General features: G+C 66.7%; 20 protein-coding genes. 11 read left to right on the plus strand and 9 right to left on the minus strand.

Going from position 1 to position 19,980, the window contains the following annotated elements; translation table 11 throughout:
- Positions 1-24 precede the first annotated feature (24 nt).
- Positions 25-426 carry a hypothetical protein gene (locus tag PWS46_RS04720; RefSeq protein ID WP_434618707.1) on the minus strand — a complete coding sequence of 134 codons (402 nt, stop codon included), beginning with the start codon at positions 424-426 and terminating at the stop codon, positions 25-27.
- A gap of 202 nt (positions 427-628) precedes the next feature.
- On the opposite strand from PWS46_RS04720, the gene PWS46_RS04725 reads away from it, so the two are divergent.
- Positions 629-1,375, plus strand: coding sequence for a Crp/Fnr family transcriptional regulator (locus tag PWS46_RS04725; protein ID WP_434618710.1), 747 nt, complete (start codon positions 629-631; stop codon positions 1,373-1,375).
- Between the two features lie 113 nt (positions 1,376-1,488).
- On the opposite strand, the gene PWS46_RS04730 is transcribed toward PWS46_RS04725, so the two are convergent.
- Entirely contained in the window at positions 1,489-1,686 is a 198-nt protein-coding gene (locus PWS46_RS04730) for a hypothetical protein (protein WP_434618712.1), read from the minus strand.
- A gap of 43 nt (positions 1,687-1,729) precedes the next feature.
- On the minus strand, positions 1,730-1,924 hold the full coding sequence (locus PWS46_RS04735) for a hypothetical protein (protein ID WP_434618715.1): 195 nt from the start codon (positions 1,922-1,924) through the stop codon (positions 1,730-1,732).
- Between the two features lie 239 nt (positions 1,925-2,163).
- On the opposite strand from PWS46_RS04735, the gene hisE reads away from it, so the two are divergent.
- Positions 2,164-2,637 carry a phosphoribosyl-ATP diphosphatase gene (gene hisE, locus PWS46_RS04740; RefSeq protein WP_434618718.1) on the plus strand — a complete coding sequence of 158 codons (474 nt, stop codon included), beginning with the start codon at positions 2,164-2,166 and terminating at the stop codon, positions 2,635-2,637.
- On the opposite strand, the gene PWS46_RS04745 is transcribed toward hisE, so the two are convergent.
- Positions 2,634-4,328, minus strand: coding sequence for a sensor histidine kinase (locus tag PWS46_RS04745; protein WP_434618721.1), 1,695 nt, complete (start codon positions 4,326-4,328; stop codon positions 2,634-2,636). The two genes, hisE and PWS46_RS04745, sit on opposite strands and share 4 nt — an antisense overlap.
- A gap of 478 nt (positions 4,329-4,806) precedes the next feature.
- Between PWS46_RS04745 and PWS46_RS04750 the strand changes: the two genes are divergently transcribed.
- From PWS46_RS04750 to PWS46_RS04765, 4 genes are all read left to right on the plus strand, one after another.
- Positions 4,807-6,567: an ATP-binding response regulator gene (locus PWS46_RS04750; RefSeq protein WP_434618724.1), complete on the plus strand. Its 1,761-nt coding sequence runs from the start codon at positions 4,807-4,809 to the stop codon at positions 6,565-6,567.
- Positions 6,568-6,663: 96 nt separating this feature from the next.
- Complete coding sequence (locus PWS46_RS04755) at positions 6,664-7,236, plus strand: SiaB family protein kinase (protein WP_434618727.1); 573 nt, start codon at positions 6,664-6,666, stop codon at positions 7,234-7,236.
- A 23-nt stretch (positions 7,237-7,259) separates the two neighbouring features.
- The gene (locus PWS46_RS04760; RefSeq protein ID WP_434618730.1) at positions 7,260-7,658 is read left to right on the plus strand and encodes a DUF1987 domain-containing protein; all 399 of its coding nucleotides are present in this window, start codon (positions 7,260-7,262) and stop codon (positions 7,656-7,658) included.
- Complete coding sequence (locus PWS46_RS04765) at positions 7,655-8,710, plus strand: sensor histidine kinase (protein ID WP_434618733.1); 1,056 nt, start codon at positions 7,655-7,657, stop codon at positions 8,708-8,710. The genes PWS46_RS04760 and PWS46_RS04765 overlap by 4 nt, the downstream gene beginning before the upstream one ends.
- Position 8,711: 1 nt before the next feature.
- On the opposite strand, the gene PWS46_RS04770 is transcribed toward PWS46_RS04765, so the two are convergent.
- The 4 genes from PWS46_RS04770 to ftsH all read right to left on the minus strand — a co-directional run bounded on the left by PWS46_RS04770 (position 8,712) and on the right by ftsH (position 13,905).
- Positions 8,712-9,470 (minus strand): response regulator transcription factor, encoded by a 759-nt coding sequence (locus PWS46_RS04770; protein WP_434618735.1) that lies wholly within the window; start codon positions 9,468-9,470, stop codon positions 8,712-8,714.
- Between the two features lie 165 nt (positions 9,471-9,635).
- Positions 9,636-11,222, minus strand: coding sequence for a SpoIIE family protein phosphatase (locus tag PWS46_RS04775; protein ID WP_434618738.1), 1,587 nt, complete (start codon positions 11,220-11,222; stop codon positions 9,636-9,638).
- Complete coding sequence (locus PWS46_RS04780) at positions 11,219-12,007, minus strand: substrate-binding periplasmic protein (protein ID WP_434618741.1); 789 nt, start codon at positions 12,005-12,007, stop codon at positions 11,219-11,221. The genes PWS46_RS04775 and PWS46_RS04780 overlap by 4 nt, the downstream gene beginning before the upstream one ends.
- Before the next feature lie 116 nt (positions 12,008-12,123).
- A complete protein-coding gene (ftsH, locus tag PWS46_RS04785; RefSeq protein ID WP_434618744.1) occupies positions 12,124-13,905 on the minus strand; it encodes an ATP-dependent zinc metalloprotease FtsH in 1,782 nt (593 codons plus the stop codon).
- A gap of 268 nt (positions 13,906-14,173) precedes the next feature.
- Between ftsH and PWS46_RS04790 the strand changes: the two genes are divergently transcribed.
- The 4 genes from PWS46_RS04790 to PWS46_RS04805 all read left to right on the plus strand — a co-directional run bounded on the left by PWS46_RS04790 (position 14,174) and on the right by PWS46_RS04805 (position 17,438).
- On the plus strand, positions 14,174-14,995 hold the full coding sequence (locus tag PWS46_RS04790; protein WP_295827800.1) for an ABC transporter ATP-binding protein: 822 nt from the start codon (positions 14,174-14,176) through the stop codon (positions 14,993-14,995).
- 7 nt (positions 14,996-15,002) lie between these two features.
- Positions 15,003-15,803, plus strand: coding sequence for an ABC transporter permease (locus PWS46_RS04795; RefSeq protein WP_434618748.1), 801 nt, complete (start codon positions 15,003-15,005; stop codon positions 15,801-15,803).
- A gap of 21 nt (positions 15,804-15,824) precedes the next feature.
- On the plus strand, positions 15,825-16,853 hold the full coding sequence (locus PWS46_RS04800; protein WP_434618751.1) for an ABC transporter substrate-binding protein: 1,029 nt from the start codon (positions 15,825-15,827) through the stop codon (positions 16,851-16,853).
- 150 nt (positions 16,854-17,003) lie between these two features.
- Entirely contained in the window at positions 17,004-17,438 is a 435-nt protein-coding gene (locus PWS46_RS04805; RefSeq protein ID WP_434618754.1) for an ArsC/Spx/MgsR family protein, read from the plus strand.
- Positions 17,439-17,444: 6 nt separating this feature from the next.
- Here the strand turns inward: PWS46_RS04805 and PWS46_RS04810 are convergent, their stop codons facing one another.
- Positions 17,445-17,840 (minus strand): acyl-CoA thioesterase, encoded by a 396-nt coding sequence (locus PWS46_RS04810; protein ID WP_085089201.1) that lies wholly within the window; start codon positions 17,838-17,840, stop codon positions 17,445-17,447.
- Between the two features lie 108 nt (positions 17,841-17,948).
- On the opposite strand from PWS46_RS04810, the gene parE reads away from it, so the two are divergent.
- Positions 17,949-19,937 carry a DNA topoisomerase IV subunit B gene (parE, locus tag PWS46_RS04815; protein WP_434618758.1) on the plus strand — a complete coding sequence of 663 codons (1,989 nt, stop codon included), beginning with the start codon at positions 17,949-17,951 and terminating at the stop codon, positions 19,935-19,937.
- Positions 19,938-19,980: the final 43 nt, after the last annotated feature.

Raw genomic sequence — 19,980 nt, forward strand, 5'->3', positions numbered from 1 at the left:
AACTGCCGTTTGGCGGCGGAAGGATCAGCCGACCAGCGATCCGGCGATCACGCACAGCAGGGTAACGGCCCCGGCGATGGCGGCGCCGTCGACATGGTTGGGGAAGGCGCGCCAGAATTCTTCGCGCGACATCGGTTCCGGCGCGTCGAACTCGTCCATCGACAGGCCGGCGGCCATGCTGCCGCAGGTGCGGTCGGCGATGGCGCCGGACAGATGGGCCATGGCGACGGCCAGATAGCAGAACTTCACGAAATCCAGCAGGAAGCCCAGCGTGCTGTTCGCCTCGCCCAGCGGGCTGGCGGTGAATCCGGTGGCGGCGACGGTGCTCGCCATGGCGATGGCCGCGGCGAAGGGGATCAGGGCGACCGACAGCAGCCGTTGCGAATCGACGCGGCGGGCGGTGGGCACGGTGAACAGGCTGGTCATGGTCGGCGCTCCGGCAACGATGAACGGGGGCGGTTGGGGGACGGGTCGGCGAGGCGTCGTTCCCTTCTGCGCGTTCGGCGTTAACGGAGGGTTGACACCGGCCATTGGTCACAGCGCCTTCCACCTTTGCGCAGGTCACGCTATCCTTTGGCGCAACAAACAGTCCGGGGCGGCTCCGGAACTTCCAGTACCGAAGGCCGAAATGAGCAAATCCGACAGTCTGGCCGATGCGCTGCCCGACACCCCGGCCGACCCTCCGGCCGCCGGGCTGGACCGCATCGAATTGCTGCGCCCGCTTTCCGCCGATCAGCGCGCCGCGGTGGCGCGCCAATGCCGCTGGCGCCGCTTCGGTCCCGACGAGCAGTTGATCGACCATTGGGCGGAGACGCGCGACGTTGCCTTCGTGGTGGAGGGGCAGGTGCGGGTGCTCAGCCATTCGGCCGGCGGGCGCGAAATCAGCTTCAGCGATATCGATGCGGGGGAACTGGTGGGGGAGATGTCGGCGTTGGACGGCCGGCCGCGCTCCGCGTCGGTGGTGGCGCTGGAGGAGGGGGCGCTGATCGCCTTCCTGCCGGCGAAGCCCTTCCAGACTCTGGTCACCGTCCATGCGGAACTGGCGATGGCGATGATGCTGCGCCTGTGCGACAAGCTGCGCGGCGCCACCGACCGCATCATGGAACTGTCGACCCTCGGTGCCAACAACCGCGTGCATGCGGAACTGCTGCGGCTTGCCCGGCGCGCGTCGCGGCAGGGCGCGTCCGCGATCATCACGCCGATCCCGGTCCATTCAGACATTGCCGCGCGTGTCAGCACCACCCGCGAGACAGTGGCCCGCGTGTTGAGTGACCTGACCCGTGACGGGATGCTCGAACGCCGCTCCGACGCGCTGGTGGTGCGCGATCTGCCGCGGCTGGAGTTGCTGGTCGAGGATGTCCGCGGCGGCGCCTGAGGCGCAGGCCGAAAGCGGACCTCCAAAAAAGAAAAGGCCGCGGCCGCCCGAATTGTTGGGCTGTGCCGCGGTCGCCTTTCAAACCCTCAGATTTTCTTGTTCTTGCGCTGTGATCAGCGATGCAGAGACTGGAACAGGATCACCGCCGGGGTGGACTTCACCCAATCCGCCAGGAACGCACCGACCGGACGCAGCAGGATGGCGGCGGGAGTGGCTTCCAGCCAGTCGGCGATGAAATCGCGAACCGGGTGCAGCATTTGGGCTTCGCCATGGATGCCGTGGTCGCCGCGATGAAGGCTGAGGATGCTCATGATCGTCTCCGTTGATTGGCGGTGGAAGGCGGCTGGCCGAGCGTCAGCGCTTCAGCAGGCTCAGGATGAAGCCCACCGGGGAGGCGGCGATCCATTCGCGGAGGAAGGCGCCGATCGGGCTGAGGACCAGATAGGCCGGGGTGGCTTCGAACCAGGCCACCGGAAATTCGGCGACCGCGTGCAGGGCGTCGTTCGAAGCGTGGTTGTCGGTGCCGGGCTGGAAAGTGGTGGTGGTCATGATCGTCTCCATCGGGCTGTTGAGGAGACTATATACTGGTATACCCAATGCCAAATACGTTGCCTTTGCATTGCTGAATGCTGCAAAAATTACAGCTATACAGAGATTTCCTTCAGCCAATGGTCGAATCCCAAATCAATCAGTGCTACTGACGATTTCCCGCTACTGGAACTGCTTGGGCAGCTTCGTGACGCCGGTGAAATGTTCGGTCGACCAACCAACGTCTTGACAGCGCCGGATTGAAAAACGATTTCAGGAACATGGTTCAATACATTGGTCCCGATCCGCTCCGCAGCCTGCACGAGGCCGTGCAAACCCTGCGGCGCGAGCCTTCCTCCGTCCCCGAAGCCTCGCGCACGGCAAAGCTGCTGGCTCAGGGCCGGGCCCGCATGGCGCGAAAGGTGGGGGAGGAGGCGATCGAGGTCGCGATCGAGGCGATGCGGGGCGACCGCGGCGCATTGGTGATGGAGGCGGCCGACCTGCTGTATAACCTGGTCGTCCTGCTGGCCGACTTCGACATTTCCCCCGACGAGATTCTGGCTGAGTTGCGGCGGCGCGAACTGGCATTCGGCATCGCAGAGAAGCTTCCGAAGTCCGAAGATCCGGCCGCCGGCCCGGCCAACGGCTCAAACAATGGCTCCACCGGCGGCTCCACCGGCGGAGTGGAGGCCAATGGTCAGAAGACGGGATCCGCCAAACGCTGCAAACGCTAAACGGCCTCGTTCTCCTGCGGGAAGACCAGATCGAACCGTGTGCCGGCCTCCCTGGTGAAATGATACTCGCCGCGTATCTGCCGGGCGAACGCCCGGATCAGGTCCATCCCCATCGACCGCCGCCCGGGGGTGGCGGGATCCTCCGGTTCGGGGGCACCGTTGCCGTCGTCCTGGATCACCAAGTGCAGCGATCCGTTCTCCGCCGTCACCACGATGTCGATGGTGCCGGTGCAGCGGCCGGTGAAGGCATGCTTGAAGGCGTTCGACACCACCTCGTTCAGGATCAGGGCGAAGGGCACCACACGGTTGAGGTCGAGGCTGAGCGGTTCCACCTGATGCCTGATGGTGATCGTCCTGCCCGGACGGCTGTGGAAGCTGCGCAGATGCCCTGCCAACGCTTCGATGAAGCTGTCGAGCGCGACCGCAGATACACCGGTGGCGCGGTAGATCTGCTCGTGGATCAGCCCCATGGTGTTGATGCGGGTCAGCGCCTCGCTGAAGGGCGCCTCCAGTTCCGGCGCGCGTTGCGCCTGCAACTCCAGCAGGCTGAGGATCACCTGCAGATTGTTCTTCACCCTGTGATGGATGTCGCGCAGCAACACCTCCTTGTCCGCCAGCGCCTGGTCGAGGTGCCGGGTGCGTTCGGTGATCCGGTCCTCCAGCGCCTCGTTGGCCCGGTACAATGCCTCCTGCGCCTCGGCGGCCTGACGCGAGCGGTGCAGCGCGATCCCACCCAGCAGCCCAAGCAGTCCCAAAGCCGGGATCGCGAACAGCGCGTAGGGCATCACCCGGTCGCGCCACGCCCTTTCGATGGAGCCGACGTCGGTGCCGTAGACCACATAGATCGGCATGTCCGGCACCTTGCGGCGGGCCATCAGCCGCTCGATCCCGTCGGAGGGCGTTACCGCGTGGAAGACGCCGTTCCTGTCGGGGATCGTGATCAGTTCCGGCAAACGCCCGATGTCGGCGCGGTTCTCCGGGGCGTTCGGCGGGGTCCGGACCAGCACCTCTCCGTCTTCTCGCATCAGCAGGATCACGTCGCTCGACCCTCGGAGGACCGATCTGTAGAAGTCGGCGAAATAGCTGGGCAGGAGAGAGATCTGCGTCACCCCCTGGAACTGGTGGTTCGGCAGCTCCATCCGGCGGCTGAGGGTAAAGAAAACCTCTGAGTTGATCTTGCCCGTCAGACGCGGGCCGACGTGGATGCTGCTGCCTGGGTTCAGAAGGGCGCGGAAATATTCGCGGTCGCTTGCATTGAGCGGGCGTAACGGCCATTCGAAGCTGCTGACCCGGACGCGTCCGCTTTCGTCGGTGATCCAATAGGACTGCACCTCCGGCGTCTGGGACGCCATGGTTTTCAGACGTTCGTGCAGCAGCGGGGAACTGTCGATCCGGTCCCATCCCAGATCGTCGACCATCCATTCCATGTGCGACAGCGTGGAGGCGTGAATGCCAAGGGTCTTGGCCGCATGCTCCTCCAGCACGCGGGCGATGGCGACGCTGCGGACTTCCGCCTCGGTGATCACTTGGGTGCGGTATTGATAGGCCGCAAACACCAGCAGGGCGGCTGTAAGGGCGAGGGCGACCGCCAGCAGCGCGAGAATCGCCGGTGATACGGCCTTGCGTCCCCCACGGACGGTGTCCGGGCGTCCTGCGGCATGTGCATTCTGTTCGAAGCCGGCAGGAATCATCGGGGTGAGGTCGTCCGTTCAGTCGGGCTGGCAGGGCTCAAGAATAGCGCAATGATCGATATCCGTCACTCAACAACCATGTCGTGATAAAACGGCATACAAATTCTCCGAATGGTCGGTGTTTTCCGTATCGCTTCGATTCTGGGCATCGATCCGCGGCCCCACATCGGTGCCGGTTCGGTTGAGCATCCCGGTGAAGCGCAAAGGCGAAACGACCATGGCGGGACCGTCCGGCCGGCACGTCGTGGTCGTCGACGCTTCACACTCTTACTTTCCGGCCATTCCGTTATGCACCATCGTAATAAATCTTTGCATAACATTGGCATCTTCGTACATGACTCTTCGTTCATATGCGACAAATTGAAACGAATGCTGCCAATTTGGCTTATCGGTCTTGGAAGCGGCACCGTACGGTGGTTCCATTGCGGCAGGGCATAGGCAATCGCGCATAGTGTGACGGGGGCGGCGGATGGCGGGGATGGACGGGGGGCTGGACGACGAACTGCTGTTCGGCCCGGAGGACGGCGCCGCGACGGCGGCAAGTTCCCAACGGCCGTCCGGTACGCCCTGGCCCATCCTGGTGGTGGACGACGATCCCCAGGTTCACGCCATGACCGCGGTGCTGCTGCGCGACTTCGACTTCGACGGACGCCCGTTCGAGGTGGTGAGCGCCCTGTCGGCGGAAGAGGCGAAGACGGTCCTTGCCCAGCGGCCCGACCTGCCCGTCGCCCTTCTCGACGTGGTGATGGAGACGGAGGACGCCGGCCTGAAGCTGGTCCGCCACATCAGGGAGGATTTGGGCAACCGCCGCATGCGGATCATCCTGCGTACCGGCCAGCCGGGTCAGGCGCCGGAGCGGGACGTGATCATCGGCTACGACATCAACGACTACAAGGCCAAGAGCGAGCTGACCGCGCAGCGTCTGTTCACCACGCTGGTCAGCAGCCTGCGCGCGTGGCGCGACATCGTGACGATCGAGCGCAACAGGCAGGGGCTGGAACGGATTCTCAGCGCTTCCGCCCCGCTGTTCGAAATGCGGCCGATGCGCGCCTTCGTCGAACGGCTGGTGGAGCAGATCGCCCGCGTCGTCGATCACGGCAGCGCGCCGGCGGTTCTGGCCTGCCGGCCGGTCGACCGCGCCGACGGCAGCCGGACGGTCGCCGTGGTGGCGGGATTGGGTGTCTTTTCCGGCTGCATCGGGCTGCCGGCCGCCGATGTCCTGTCGGCTGGCGCGGTGGCGGAGGTGGCGGACGCCTTGCTGACCCAGCGCAACCTCTATCACGGCGACCGTTGCGTCCTGGTCTTCCGCACGCGCGAGCATGGCGTGACCGTCTTCCGGCTTGAACGGGCGGAGCCCTACACCGCGGACGAGCACCGCCTGCTGGAGCTGTTCTGCAACCGCGTCGCCATCGGTTTCGACAATGTCTGCCTGTACGAGGAACTGGTGGCGCTGAACCAGTCGCTGGAGCAGCGGGTGGAGGAGCGCACGCTGGAGCTGGCCGCCAACCAGAAGGCGCTGATCCTGGTCAAGGAACGGGTGGAGCGGGCGCTGGAGCGCGAACTGCTCGCCCGCGACCGGCAGCGCCAGTTCCTGGGCATGGTCAGCCACGAATTCCGCACGCCGCTCGCCATCATCGACAGCGCGGCGCAGCTGCTGGCGATGCGGGCCGGGCAGGTGGAGCCGGAGATGCTGGAGCGGCTGGCGGTGATCCGCGGCAGCGTGCAGCGCCTGACCGGCCTGATCGATGCCCATCTGACCGACGAGCGGCTGCAGACCAACGCCCTGGTGCTGGAACGGGCCGAGGTCGACCTGCCCGACCTGATCGCCAATGTCGTCCGGCCCTTCCGCGTCGCCTATCCCGACCGTGAATTCCGGATGACCTTGACCGGATTGCCGCGGCGGGCGGAGGTGGACGCCAACCTGATCGCGCTGGTCATGAGCAATCTCGTCAACAACGCCGTCAAATATTCCGGTCCGGGCGAAGCGATCCATCTCCATGGCGACACCGACGGTGCCATGGCGGTGATAGAGGTGACGGACCACGGCCGCGGCATTCCCGAAACGGAGCTTCCGCGCCTGTTCGACCGCTTTTTCCGCGGATCGGGTGCGTCCGGCGTGCCGGGCACCGGCATCGGTCTGCACACGGTGCAGCAGATCGTCCATCTGCATGGCGGCGCCGTCGCGGTCGACAGCACGTTGGGTAAGGGATCGACCTTCCGGGTCGTGCTTCCCGTATGATGCAGCCCGATGTCGCGGCCGCCAAAAGGCCTGAAATCCGAAAGACTATGGCCCTTTCTTATGGGAGATGACATAGTCGGGCGACTCCCGGCACCTGTGGAAGCTCAGGCCACAATCATGCTTGCCCAACAGTATGCGTCGATTAAGCGCGATCTCGACGAAAAGGGGATCGTGTTCTCTTTCAGCGGATACTTGTCGGAGGGGATACTTTACTCCCTCGGCGAAGCACTGCGCGAGAAAATGGCGCTGGAGGAGGCTGATGGCCCCACCATCCGCCGGGTCTTCTCGGTCTTCGTCGAGCAGATGCAGAACATCATCCGCTATTCCGCGGAAAAGATGTCGGGCGGCGCCGGCCGCGCGGTGGAACTCAGCGCCGGCATGGTCACCATCGGGATGGAGGGCGGCAAGGTCTTCATCGTCTGCGGCAATACCGTGCGCAACAGCGAGGTTCCCCGCCTGAGGGAGCGGCTGGATCATCTGAAGAGCCTGGATCGCGACGCCATCAAGACCTATTACCGCGAACAGCTTCGGGAGGAGCCGGACGACGGCAGCCGTGGCGCGACCCTGGGGCTGATCGAGATCGCACGGCGGGCCAGCGACCCCATCGACTATGATTTCGGTGAGATGGATGCGGACCGCAGCTTCTTCTGCCTCAAGGTCCGCGTGTGAGCGGCCGAACCGAGCGATACGCCATGGACAGCCTGACCATCCCCGCCACAGGACGCACGCCGGGCGTCTTCTTCGATTTCGTCGGTGGCCATTTACGCATGACCGGCGAGTCCTATCCCGACGACGTCGCCGGGTTCTTCGGTCCGGTGTTCGAAGCGCTCCGGGGCTTTCTCGACCGTCCGGACGGCGCCGCCATCCGCTTCGACATGGAACTTCTCTATTTCAATAGCTCCAGCGCCAAGGCGCTGATGAACATCTTCCAGATGCTGGAGTCGGTGGCCCGGGGCGGGCGGCCGGTGACGGTGACCTGGTGCGTCGAGGAAAATGACGAGTCGATGCGCGAACTGGGCGAGGACTTCGCCGAGGATTTGCGGCATGTCGTCTTCCAGATGCGGGAGTTGCCCGCCGGCGGGGCCCCGTGACCTTCAACCTCTTCGCCGCGGAGGAGGAGGCGCTTGCCAAGTCCCGCGCGCTGGAGACAAGGCTGGGCGCGCTGGCGCCGGAGTGCCTGCCGGAGTTCCGCGACCTGATCGCCGCCTTCGAACTCAGCACGCGGGAGCAGCAACGCCTCGTGCGGGTCAGCGACCGGCTGCAGGCCCAGCTGAGCGACGCCAACCACGAGCTGGAACGGCGGCGCAGCGAGGCGGAGGCGGCGCTGGACAGACTGCGCGAGGCGCAGGAGGCGATGATCCAGTCGGAAAAGCTGGCCTCGCTCGGCGCGCTGGTCGCCGGCGTCGCCCACGAGATCAACACGCCGGTCGGCATCGCCGTGTCCTGCGCCTCGCATCTGGCCGACGCCACCCTGGCGATGCGCAGGCGGGCCGCCGACGGCGATTTGGGCAAGGCGGAGTTCGCCCGTTACCTCGCGACCGCGACCGACACCACCGACCTGATCCTCGGCAATTGCGAACGGGCGGCGCAACTGATCGCCGGCTTCAAGCAGGTCGCGGTCGACCGCGCCAGCGCCGAGCGGCGCAGCGTCAACCTCGCCGCCTACATCCAGGACACGCTGGTCAGCCTGCAGCCGAAGCTGCGGCCCTCGGGCCACGCGGTCGCGGTGAGCTGCCCGGCCGACCTGGAACTGGACAGCTATCCCGGCGTCCTGTCGCAGATCCTGTCGAATCTGGTGATGAACGCGCTGACCCATGCCTTCGCCGACGGGCGGGCAGGGAACATGGCGATCACGGTCGACTGCCCCGATCCCGACACCGTTCGCCTGTGCTTCACCGACACTGGCCGCGGCATGATCGAGGAGCATCGCGCCAGGGTGTTCGAGCCCTTCTTCACCACCCGGCGCGGCCGTGGCGGCAGTGGGCTGGGGCTGCACATCGTTCACAATCTGGTGGTCGGTGCGCTGATGGGGTCGATTGCCGTCGACAGCGCGCCGGATCGCGGCACCAGCTTCATCCTGCTGTTCCCCCGCCGCACGCCGGATCGGGAGACGGTCGGTCAGGACGCATCGCCCCAGGACTGACTCACCCCTGCGCGGCGCCCACCACCCGGATCGGCGCGGAGAAGACATAACCGACCCCATGCACCGACTTGAGTGGGGCCGGGCCGCCGATGGCGCCCTCCACCTTGTGGCGCAGGCGTCCGACGACGGTGTCGATGGAGCGGTCTTCCGGGTTCCAACGGCGGTTGTAGAGCGCCTGCGAGATCTGGTCGCGCGTCGCCGGCTTGCGGGCCTGGGCGGCCAGCAGGCTGGTCAGCTTCATCTCCATGCTGGTCAGGCTGATGCGGACTCCGGCCGGATTGGTCAGGCTCCATTCCGTGGGGTCCAGCGACCAGCGCGCCTCGTCGGCAGAATCGCCGGCCTCGCTTCCTGCATTCCCGTTGGCGGCCTGGCTCGCCGTTTCCGCGGCGCGCTCGCTCAGCCGGCGCAGCAGCGATTTCACCTGCGCTTCCAGCTCGCGCAACTCGACCGGCTTCACCAGATAGGCGTCGGCGCCAATCTCCAGCCCGACCACGCGGTCGACGGTGGAGCTGCGGGCGGTCACCATGATGATGCCGGCGCCATGGCCATCGCGCAGCCGGGCCGCGATCTTGAACCCGTCCTCGTCCGGCAGGTTCACGTCCAGGATGATGATGGCGGCGCTGCGGTTCCGCAGCAGCCGGTCCAGTTCCGCCCCATCGCGTGCGCCGATCGCATCGAATCCGCAGTTCGACAGATACTCGACCATGTCGGACCGCAGGGAATTCTCGTCTTCGACCACGACGATCGTCGGACCTGCCATGCCGTGCTCTCCCCAGTCGCCACTTCAGCGGGTGCAACATACCTTAGGATGCGTAAAGTTTAAAACAAACTCGACAGGTCTCTGCCATCTCTGATGAGTCGCCGTCACAACCTGTCACAATAAATATCATCTCTGTAACATATTTGAGGGAGAGGGTCAGGAGTTTTACGCGGCGCGGCGGCCGGACCCAGCGCTGGAAACGGCTGCTGCGTCGGTCAGCCGCACGCGGAAGCCGAACAGGGTGATGTCGTCCCGCTGTTCGCGGCTGCCCTGGAACCGGTCCAGCGAGCTTTCCAGGTCGGACTTCAGCCGGTCGAGCGGCCCGTCGCCGCCCCGGCTCAGCAACTGGCGCAGCCTGATTCGGCCGAAGCTGCGCCCGCGCTCGCCACCATTCTGGTCCACCAGCCCGTCGGTGCCGATGAGGAAGGTCTGGCCGGGGCACAAGGCGATGTCGTGGTTGGTGAACGGCAACTCGGCAGCGCCCGGGGCAACGTCCGGCGCAGGCTCGACCTCGGTCGGGCGATAACCCAGGCTGCGGCGGTCGCCGCGCAGTTCCGTCACCTCGCCGCCGGTCACCATCAGCAGTGGAACGCGGGCACCGGCGAAGACCAGCCGTCCTTCGGCCGGACGGATGTGGCACAGCCCGAGGTCGAGACCATTGTCGAAGCAGTCCGTCCCGCTGCGCGCCTTCCCCTCCTGGTGCAGGGCGGCGCGGACCTTGCGGTCGACGGCGGCCAGCACCGCGGCCGGATCGTCGGCTCCCATCTGGTCCAGCGCATTGTTCAGCATCGCGCTGGCGGTCATCGTCATGAAGGCGCCGGGCACGCCATGGCCGGTGCAATCGGCCACGGCAACGACGAAGCCGTCCGCCACCTCGCGGCAGACATAGAAGTCGCCGCTGACCACGTCGCGCGGGCGCCACAGCACGAAATGCTCGGTCAGTCCGGCCGACAGCGCATCGGCCGACGGAAGGATGGCGGACTGGATCAGCTGGGCGTAGTTGATGCTGTCCATGATGGCGCGGTTGGTGGCGGCCAGCGCCTCCGTCCGTTCGCGGACCCGGCTTTCCAGGGTGCTGGTATGGTCCTGCACCGTAGCCGCCATTCGGTTGAAGCCGTCGGCCAGCACGCCGATCTCGTCGTTCCGCCCGGCATCCATGCGGGCGCCATAGTCGCCGCGCGCCATGGCGCTGGCCAGTTGGGTCAGCCGCCGCAGCGGGCGCAGCACCATGCGGTTCAGCGTCAGCCCCAGCGCCGCCATCGCCCCCAGCAGCGACAGCAGCAACAGCCCGGCCACCGGCACCAGCGCGTTCAGCGTCGCCTGCCGCACCTCGGCCGTCGAATAGACGATGCGCAGTTGCCCGACCGTTTGCACCCGTCCTTCGCGCCCATGCAGGACGATGGGGCGCTCGACCGTGATGCGGCCGGCGCCGTCCCCGACCTCTCCCGACGAGGTCTGCGCCAGCGGGTCGTCGCGGTCGGTCTCGAAGACGGCGATGGAGCGGATGGCCGGATCGCGGACGGTCAGCGCCTCGATCATGCGCTCGGCGCTGCGGGTGTCGAGTTCCCAAACCGGGCCGCTCAGCGCGTCGGCCTGGGTGGCGGCGACCAGTTCCGCCCGGTGAAGCAGGTCCTGGTGGCGCTGCCCCTCGACGATCTGCTCGGACAGCAGCATCGCGGCGGCGCCGATGCTCGCCGTCGTCAGCAGGATGGCACCGGCCACCCGCGCCAGCAGGGAGGACCGCCGCCTCACGCGATGATTCCGCTGCGCCGCCATAAGGCTTCCAGCCGTCCGTCGGCCTCCAGCCGGTTCAGCAGCGCATCGAGCCAGCCGGCGGTGACCGCCCGGCCGCGCCGCGTCAGGATGGTGTGCTCGTAAATCTGGTCGGTGCGCTCGGACACCAGGACCTGCCGGGCCAGTTCCGGCTCTCGCTGCAGGAAGCGGGTCAGGAAGGAGCGGGTGACGATGGCGAGGTCGGCGCGGCCGGCGACGACGCTGCGGACATTGCCCTCATGCGTCACGGTGACGCGGGTGTGATGGCGCTGCTCCAGCAGCTTGGGGTCCGCCTCGAACCCGGCGAAGGCGTAGTGATAGCCCAGGCGTCCCAGAATCGACTTGCCGTTCAGGTCGTCGAAATAATGCTGGTCGAGTCCCGGCGCCGCCTTGGCGACGAATACCTCCGCATCGCGCAGGAATGGCCGGGTGGCGTCGACCGGACGATCCTGCCAGCCCCAGTTGAGGCATTCGAAGGCGATCATGTCGAACCGCCCCTGTTCCAGATCGTCATAGCGCCGCTGCGGGGCGGTCCTCACCAAGTCGAACCGGAATTCATTCTGCGCGGTGTTGAACAGGTCCAACAGGTCGCGGGTGACGCCACCGCCCGTCTCGTCGACATAGGGTGGAAACTCATAGGCGCCGACGCGGACGACGGTGGGGGTCGGGTGCGCCGCTGCCGGCCGCAAGGCCAGGAAGGGCAGGGCGGAGAGGACAGGCAGCGCGGTCTTCAGAACCCTGCGGCGGGATAGCGGCCCCGTCATCGCGCCCCTCTCCTGTTACCCCTATTCGCGTAAGGGTCAGTCTACTCCCGTATGCACCCATGCCGCAACGCGGGAGATTTCCTTATTAAGAGAGTTCGCATGAAACCTCCCCGGCCTCAGGCCGCCTCGGTGGCGCGCTCCTGCTCGCGATCGGCCAGTTCGGCGATCTCGCCGCCGCTCAGGGTCTCACGCTCCAGCAGAGCCTGGGCGATGCCGTCCAGCGCGTCGCGGTTGCTGCGCAGCAGGCGGCGGGCATGCTCCATGCCCTCGTCGGTGAGGCGGCGGACCTCCTCGTCGATTCGCCAGGCCGTCCGCTCGGACCGCGCCCCGGGCTCAGCCGCCGCATGGGCGACAAAGCCGATCTCCTCGCTCATCCCCCAGGCGGTGACCATGCGGCGGGCCAGATCGGTGGCGGCGCGGAAGTCGGCCTCGGCCCCGGTGGTGACGTGATCGGGACCGAAGGTCATCTCCTCGGCCGCACGGCCGGCCATGGCGACGGCGATGTCGGCCATCAGCTTGGCGCGCGAGACCGAAACCCGGTCGCCCTCCGGCAGCCGCACCACCATGCCCAGCGCGCCGCCGCGCGGGATGATGGTGGCCTTGTGGATCGGGTCGGCCTGCGGGCAGCGCAAGGACACCAGCGCGTGGCCGGCCTCATGCACCGCGATCAGCCGCCGTTCGTGCGCCGTCAGAGCGAGGCTGCGGCGCTCGGTGCCCATCAGCACGCGGTCCTTGGCCGCCTCGTAATCAGCCATGGTGACGACGACGCGGCCCTGGCGCGCCGCCGACAGCGCCGCCTCGTTGGTCAGGTTGGCAAGCTCGGCGCCGGAGAAGCCCGGCGTGCCGCGCGCCACGGTGCGGGCGCAGACGTCGGGGGCCAGCGTCAGGCGGCCGGCATGGACGCCCAGGATCGCTTCGCGCCCGGCGACGTCGGGCAGGCTGACATGGATATGGCGGTCGAAGCGGCCGGGGCGCAGCACGGCGGGGTCCAGCATCTCCGACCGGTTGGTGGCGGCGATCACCACCACCTCGCCACCCTCGACGATGCCGTCCATCTCGACCAGCAACTGGTTCAGCGTCTGCTCGCGTTCGGAATGGCTGGTCGATTCGCCGCGCTTGCCGGCCAGCGCGTCGATCTCGTCGATGAACAGGATGCAGGGGGCGTTGGCGCGGGCGGTCTTGAACAGGCTACGCACGCGCGCCGCGCCCAGTCCGACGAACATCTCGACGAAATCCGATCCCGACGCGGCGAAGAACGGCACACCGGCCTCGCCCGCCGCCGCCTTGGCCAGCATGGTCTTGCCGGTGCCGGGCGGGCCGACCAGCAGGATGCCCTTCGGCACACGGGCGCCGGCCATGGCGAAGCGGCGCGGGTCCTTCAGGAACTGCACCGTCTCGCGCAGCTCCTCCTTCGCCTCGTCGACGCCGGCCACGTCGGCGAACACCGTGTTGGTGTCCTCCGGCCGCACGCGGGTGGCGCGGCCCATGCCGAAGAACTGCCCGCCGCTCATCAGCAGCCCGCCGATCAGCAGGGCGACCACCACGAAGGGCGCGGCGCGGTCCAGCACGCCCACCGTCTGCGCCATCAGCCCGCCGGGACCCTCTTCGAAGGAGATGGCAACCTTGTGGGCGCGCATCTCCTTCAGCAGGTCGTCGGTCACCGGCATGACGACACGATAGCGGCTGCCGTTGAAGGCAACCGCATGTCCGGTGCCGTTGGCGAAGGTGATGGAGCTGATCTCCCCACGTCCGGCCTGCTCGATCAGCGCGCTGTAGGTGGCCGGCTGCTCGTCCGCCCGCTGGTGGTGATCGTACCAGGCGGCGAAACCGAGCCACGCGGCGAGCAGGGCGGCCAGGACGGCGAGTGCGATCAGCAGGCGTTTCGGCAGCGTGGGCATATCGGCTCCGCGAAGGAAAAAGGACTGGCTTTCGATCTATGCCATAGATGGGGCCATTGATGCTGGACGGCAGGCCATCGCGGCAACCGATAAGGGCCCGCGTCCCTTCTTTGACACCGTAAGCGGTGCGTTTGCGGAATGGCTCCTTTCGGATTCTATGGAGATCTCAAGCGGTTGCCGATAGGCCTCAGTTCGGACAGTATGGCACTCCAACCAAAGCGCATCGCCTGCCGACCCGCACCGCCAAAAAGATAAGGACCATACCGACATGGCCGAGGCCGCCGCGGCGCCCGCCCTTCAGCTGGAAGGCGTGACCTGCACCTTTCCCTCACCCGACGGCCGGGGACGTTCCTACACCGCCGTACAGGGCGCCAGCTTCACCGTCGCCGATGGGGAGTTCGTGTCGATCGTCGGCCCGACAGGCAGCGGCAAATCGACGATGCTGAACGTCGCCGCCGGCCTGCTGAAACCCAGCGAGGGCCGCGCGCTCACCTTCGGGCAGCCGGTGACCGGCATCAATCCCAAGGCCGGTTACATGTTCCAGGCCGAGGCGCTGATGCCCTGGAAGTCGGCGCTCGACAATGTCGCCGCCGGGCTGGAGTTCCGCGGGGTTTCAAAATCCGAGGCGCGGGAGCGTGCCCGGCCCTGGTTGTCGCGCGTCGGGCTGGAGGGGTTCGGCGACCGCTTTCCGCACCAGCTGTCCGGCGGCATGCGCAAGCGCGTGGCGCTGGCCCAGACGCTGATCGTCGATCCCAAGATCATCCTGATGGACGAGCCCTTCTCGGCGCTGGACGTCCAGACCCGCCAGATGATGGAGAACGAACTGCTCGACCTCTGGGCTGCGGACCGCAAGTCGGTGGTCTTCATCACCCACGACCTGGAGGAGGCCATCGCCATGTCCGACCGGGTGCTGGTGCTGTCCGCCGGGCCGGGGTCGCGGCTGATCGGCGAATACCGCATCGACCTGGACCGTCCGCGCGACGTGGCGGAAATCCGCATGACCCCGCGCTTCCTCGCCTTGCACCAGGAGATCTGGGCGCAGCTGCGCGACGAGGTGCTGAAGGGCTACGCCCAGACCAAGCTGCGGTGACGACATCATGAGATCTCACGCAAAACGCCTGCCCAGCCGTCCGGTCATCCTGCTGCTTCAGCTGGGCGTCCTGATCGCCTTCTTCCTGATCTGGCACGTCCTGACCGACACCAAGATCCTCAGCCCCTTCTTCTTCGGCACGCCGGGGGCGGTGTTGGCCCGCACCTGGGGCGACTTCGCCTCGGGCGTCATCTGGTACCATCTCGGTATCACGCTGCTGGAGACGGCGCTGGCCTTCGTCATCGGCACGGTGGCCGGCATCGCCTTCGGCTTCTGGTTCGCCCGCGCGCCGTTGGTCTCCATCGTCTTCGACCCCTACATCAAGGCGGTCAATGCGCTGCCCCGCGTCGTGCTGGCGCCGATCTTCGCGCTGTGGCTCGGGCTCGGCATCTGGTCGAAGGTGGCGCTGGGGGTGACGCTGGTCTTCTTCATCGTCTTCTTCAACGTCTATCAGGGCGTGAAGGAGGTCAGCCCGGTGGTTCTGGCCAACGCCCGCATGCTGGGCGCCAGCTCCCGCGACCTGTTCCGGCACGTCTATCTGCCCTCGGCCCTGTCCTGGGTCTTCTCATCGCTGCACACCGCCGTCGGCTTCGCCATGGTCGGTGCGGTGGTGGGCGAGTATCTGGGCTCCGCCGCCGGGCTCGGATACCGCATCCATCAGGCGGAAGGCGTGTTCGACACCGTCGGCGTCTTCTCCGGAATGCTGGTGCTGACGATCTTCGTCGTCCTGATCGACACCGGCGTAACCATGATCGAGAAGCGGCTTCTGCACTGGCGCCCGCAGGACAACCATGGCGGGCAGCACTGAAACTCAATAGGGAGGCAACCAATGAAATTCAAATCGCTGATCGCGGCCGCCGCGGTCGTCATGACCCTCGGATCGGCCGGACTGGCCGCTGCCCAGCAGAAGCTCGAAAAGACCGACATCAAGATCGCGGTCGGCGGCAAGCCGCTGCTCTATTACCTCCCGCTGACGCTGGCCGAGCGGCTCGGCTACTTCAAGGATGCGGGTCTGAACGTCGAGATCAGCGACTTCGGCGGCGGCTCCAAGAGCCTGCAGGCTCTGGTCGGCGGTTCGGCCGATGTGGTGACCGGCGCCTACGACCACACCATCCAGATGCAGGCCAAGGGCCAGCCCATCGTCGGGGTGACGCAGCTCGGCCGCTATCCCGGCATCGTGCTGGCCGCCGTCAACAAGGCCGGCACCATCAAGTCGGTGAAGGACCTGAAGGGCAAGAAGGTCGGCGTGACCGCCCCCGGCTCCTCCACCAACTTCATGTTGAACTACGTCCTGACCTCCATGGGCATGAAGCCGGACGACGTGTCGGTCATCGGCGTCGGCGGCGGCGCCAGCGCCATCGCCGCGATCAAGCGCGGAGAGATCGACGCCATCGTCAACCTCGACCCGGTCATCAGCCAGGCCGAGGCCGACGGCGACATCACCGTGCTGGCCGACACCCGGACAGCCAAGGGCACGATGGAGGTCTATGGCGGCCCCTATCCCGCCGCCGTGCTCTACACCAAGCCGGACTTCGTGAAGGAGAACCCGAAGACCACCCAGGCGCTGGCCGACGTCTTCGTCCGCACCCTGCTGTGGCTGAACAAGGCCAGCACGGAGGATGTGCTGAAGGTGCTGCCGCCGGAGTATTTCCTCGGCAACAAGGACCTCTACGCCCAGGCATTCGAGCATTCCAAGCCGACCTATTCGCCCGACGGCCGCTTCACCCAGGATGGCGCCGAAGCCGCGCTGAAGGTGCTGAAGGCCTTCGACCCGGCTGTGGCGTCCGCCAACATCGACCTGTCCAAGACCTACACCAACCAGTATGTCGAGGACGCCCTGAAGCGCCTGCAGAAGTGAGCCTGCCGGCCGCTTCGGAATACCCATAGAAAAAATGTGGGCGCGGCAGAATGTCGCGCCCTTTTTCATGCTGCATCGCCGTTAGACTGGACGAAATCGGTCCTGATTGTTCCCCGGATCAGGATCCCCCATCCAGCAGCGGAGTGCCCCATGGCCGAGGTGATTTTCTACGGACTGGCCGGTTGCCCGGCGAACGCCAGGCAGAAGCAGCAACTGACCGCCGCCGGTCACGCGCTGGTCGAACGCGATCTCGCCACCGCAGACCTGACCGCCGCCGATCTCCGCGCCTTCTTCGGCGACAAGGAGGTCGATTCCTGGTTCAACCGACGCGCCGCCGCCGTGAAGTCCGGCGCCGTCAATCCCGCCGCCCTCGACGAATCGTCGGCGCTGGCGGCGATGCTGGCCGACCGCGACCTGATCCGCCGTCCGCTGATCCAGGTCGGCGACCGCCGCGAGGCCGGCTTCGACCCCACCACGCTGCATGGCTGGATCGGCCTGACCTCCGGTGAAAGCTGCGACGACAAGCATGCCCGCGGCCAGTGCGACCATGGCCACCAGCACTTCGTCAAGGCGCCGGCGGCCTGACGCCTCTTACTCCGGCGGCACTTCGCGCGGCTTGCGGTCCTCGCCGATGGCGACGTAGGTGAACACGCCCTCCGTTACCTTGATCGGGTCGGAACCGGAGCGTTCGCGCCGTACCCAGGTCTCGATGCGGACGCGCAGCGAGGTGCGGCCGACCTTCTCGATGCGGGCGAAGCAGCTGACCTCGTCGCCGACGAAGACCGGCTTGTGGAAGGTCATCGCCTCGATTCCGACGGTGGCGACGCGGCCATGGCTGCGCCGCACCGCCACCGTCCCGCCGGCCAAATCCATCTGCGCCAGCAGCCAGCCGCCGAAGATGTCGCCGTTCGGATTGGTGTCCGCCGGCATCGCGATGGCCCGCAGGGCAGGGCCATTGTCGAAGTCGTATGTGTCCGCTGCGCTCATGCTTCCTCCGACGTCACGAAAAATTCCTGCCCCAAAGCCTGTGGCACCGCACTATAAACGGCCCAGGACGCGCTTGCGCACCCCTGACGAAATTCCTATCATCCCGTCATGAGCGATCTTTTCGAGAACACGGCCCCCAAGGCCGACAGCTATTCCGCCCAGGACATCGAGGTTCTGGAGGGGCTGGAGCCTGTCCGGCGCCGGCCGGGCATGTATATCGGCGGTACCGACGACCGTGCGCTGCACCATCTGGTGGCCGAGGTCCTGGACAACGCCATGGACGAGGCGGTGGCCGGTCACGCCAGCCGAATCGACCTGGAGCTGGCCGCCGACTATACGGTGATGGTGCGCGACAACGGGCGCGGCATCCCCATCGACGACCACCCGAAATATCCGGGCAAGTCGGCGTTGGAGGTCATCATGACCACGCTGCACTCCGGCGGCAAATTCTCCAACAAGGTCTACCAGACCTCGGGCGGCCTGCACGGCGTCGGCCTGTCGGTGGTGAACGCCTTGTCGGACCGGCTGACCGTGGAGATCGCCCGCGAAAAGCAGCTCTACGTCCAGGAGTACAGCCGCGGCCTGCCGCAGGGGCCGCTGGCCCATCGCGGCAACGTCAACCGGCGCGGCACCACCATCCGCTTCCACGCCGACCCGGAAATCTTCGGCGAGACCGCTCATTTCGAGCCGCACCGGCTCTACCGGCTGGCGCGCTCCAAGGCCTATCTCTTCCGCGGCGTCGAAATCCGCTGGAGCTGCGACCCGACCCTGCTGTCGGTCGACGCCACCACGCCGGCTTCGGAGACCCTGCATTTCCCCGGCGGGCTTCAGGATTACCTGAACGCCGCGCTGAAGGACCGCAAGACGCTGACGCGGGTACCCTTCGCCGGCGCGCTCGACTTCCCCAACGGCCAGGGCCGGGTGGAGTGGGCGGTGGCGTGGCCCGACGATGACGAGGGCTTCTCGCACACCTACTGCAACACCGTGCCGACTCCGCAGGGCGGCACGCACGAGGCCGGCCTGCGCACCGCGCTGACCCGCGGCCTGAAGGCCTATGGCGAGCTGACGAACAACAAGCGTGCCGGGCAGGTCACCGCCGACGACGTGATGGGCGACGCCTGCGTCCTGCTCTCGGTCTTCATCCGCGAACCGCATTTCCAGGGCCAGACCAAGGAAAAGCTGGTGACGGCGGAGGCGCAGCGCCTCGTCGAGACCGCGGTGAAGGACCATTTCGACCATTGGCTGTCCGGCGACCCGCAGAGCGCCAACGGCCTGCTGGAACGGCTGATCGAAAAGGCCGAGGAGCGGGCGCGCCGCAAGCAGTCCAAGGAGATGACGCGCAAGTCGGCCACCCGCCGCCTGCGCCTGCCCGGCAAACTGGCGGACTGCTCGCGCAACTCTCCCGAGGGCACCGAGCTGTTCCTGGTGGAGGGCGACTCGGCCGGCGGCTCCGCCAAGCAGGCGCGCCAGCGCGAGACCCAGGCCATCCTGCCGCTGCGCGGCAAGATCCTGAACGTCGCCAGCGCGTCGGTCGACAAGATGAAGGCCAACCAGGAGCTGAACGACCTGACCCAGGCGCTGGGTTGCGGCATCGGCAAGGACTTCTCGACCGACAAGCTGCGTTACGAGCGGGTCATCATCATGACCGACGCCGACGTCGACGGCGCCCACATCGCTTCGCTGCTGATGACCTTCTTCTATCGCGAGATGCCGGGCCTGATCCAGGAGGGCCACCTCTATCTCGCTCTGCCGCCGCTCTACCGCCTCAGCCACGGCAACAAGCAGGTGTACGCCCGCGACGACGCCCACAAGGACGAGCTGCTGTCCAAGATGTTCAAGGGCAAGAAGCCCGACATCAGCCGCTTCAAGGGTCTGGGCGAGATGATGCCGGCCCAGCTGCGCGACACGACGATGGACCCGTCCAAGCGTTCGCTCCTGCGCGTGGTCGTCCCCAACGCCGCCGATCCGGAGGAAAAGCCGGAATGCGAGCGCACGCGATCGCTGGTGGAGGATCTGATGGGCAAGCGGCCGGAGCTGCGCTTCAAGTTCATCCAGGACAACGCAAAGTTCGTGAAGGCCGACGACATCGACGTGTGACGGCGACGGACTGAGGCGCGGAGGCGCGAGATCGGCGGAGGCT

The organism is Azospirillum sp. B2RO_4 (assembly GCF_051124815.1).
Classification (GTDB): domain Bacteria; phylum Pseudomonadota; class Alphaproteobacteria; order Azospirillales; family Azospirillaceae; genus Azospirillum.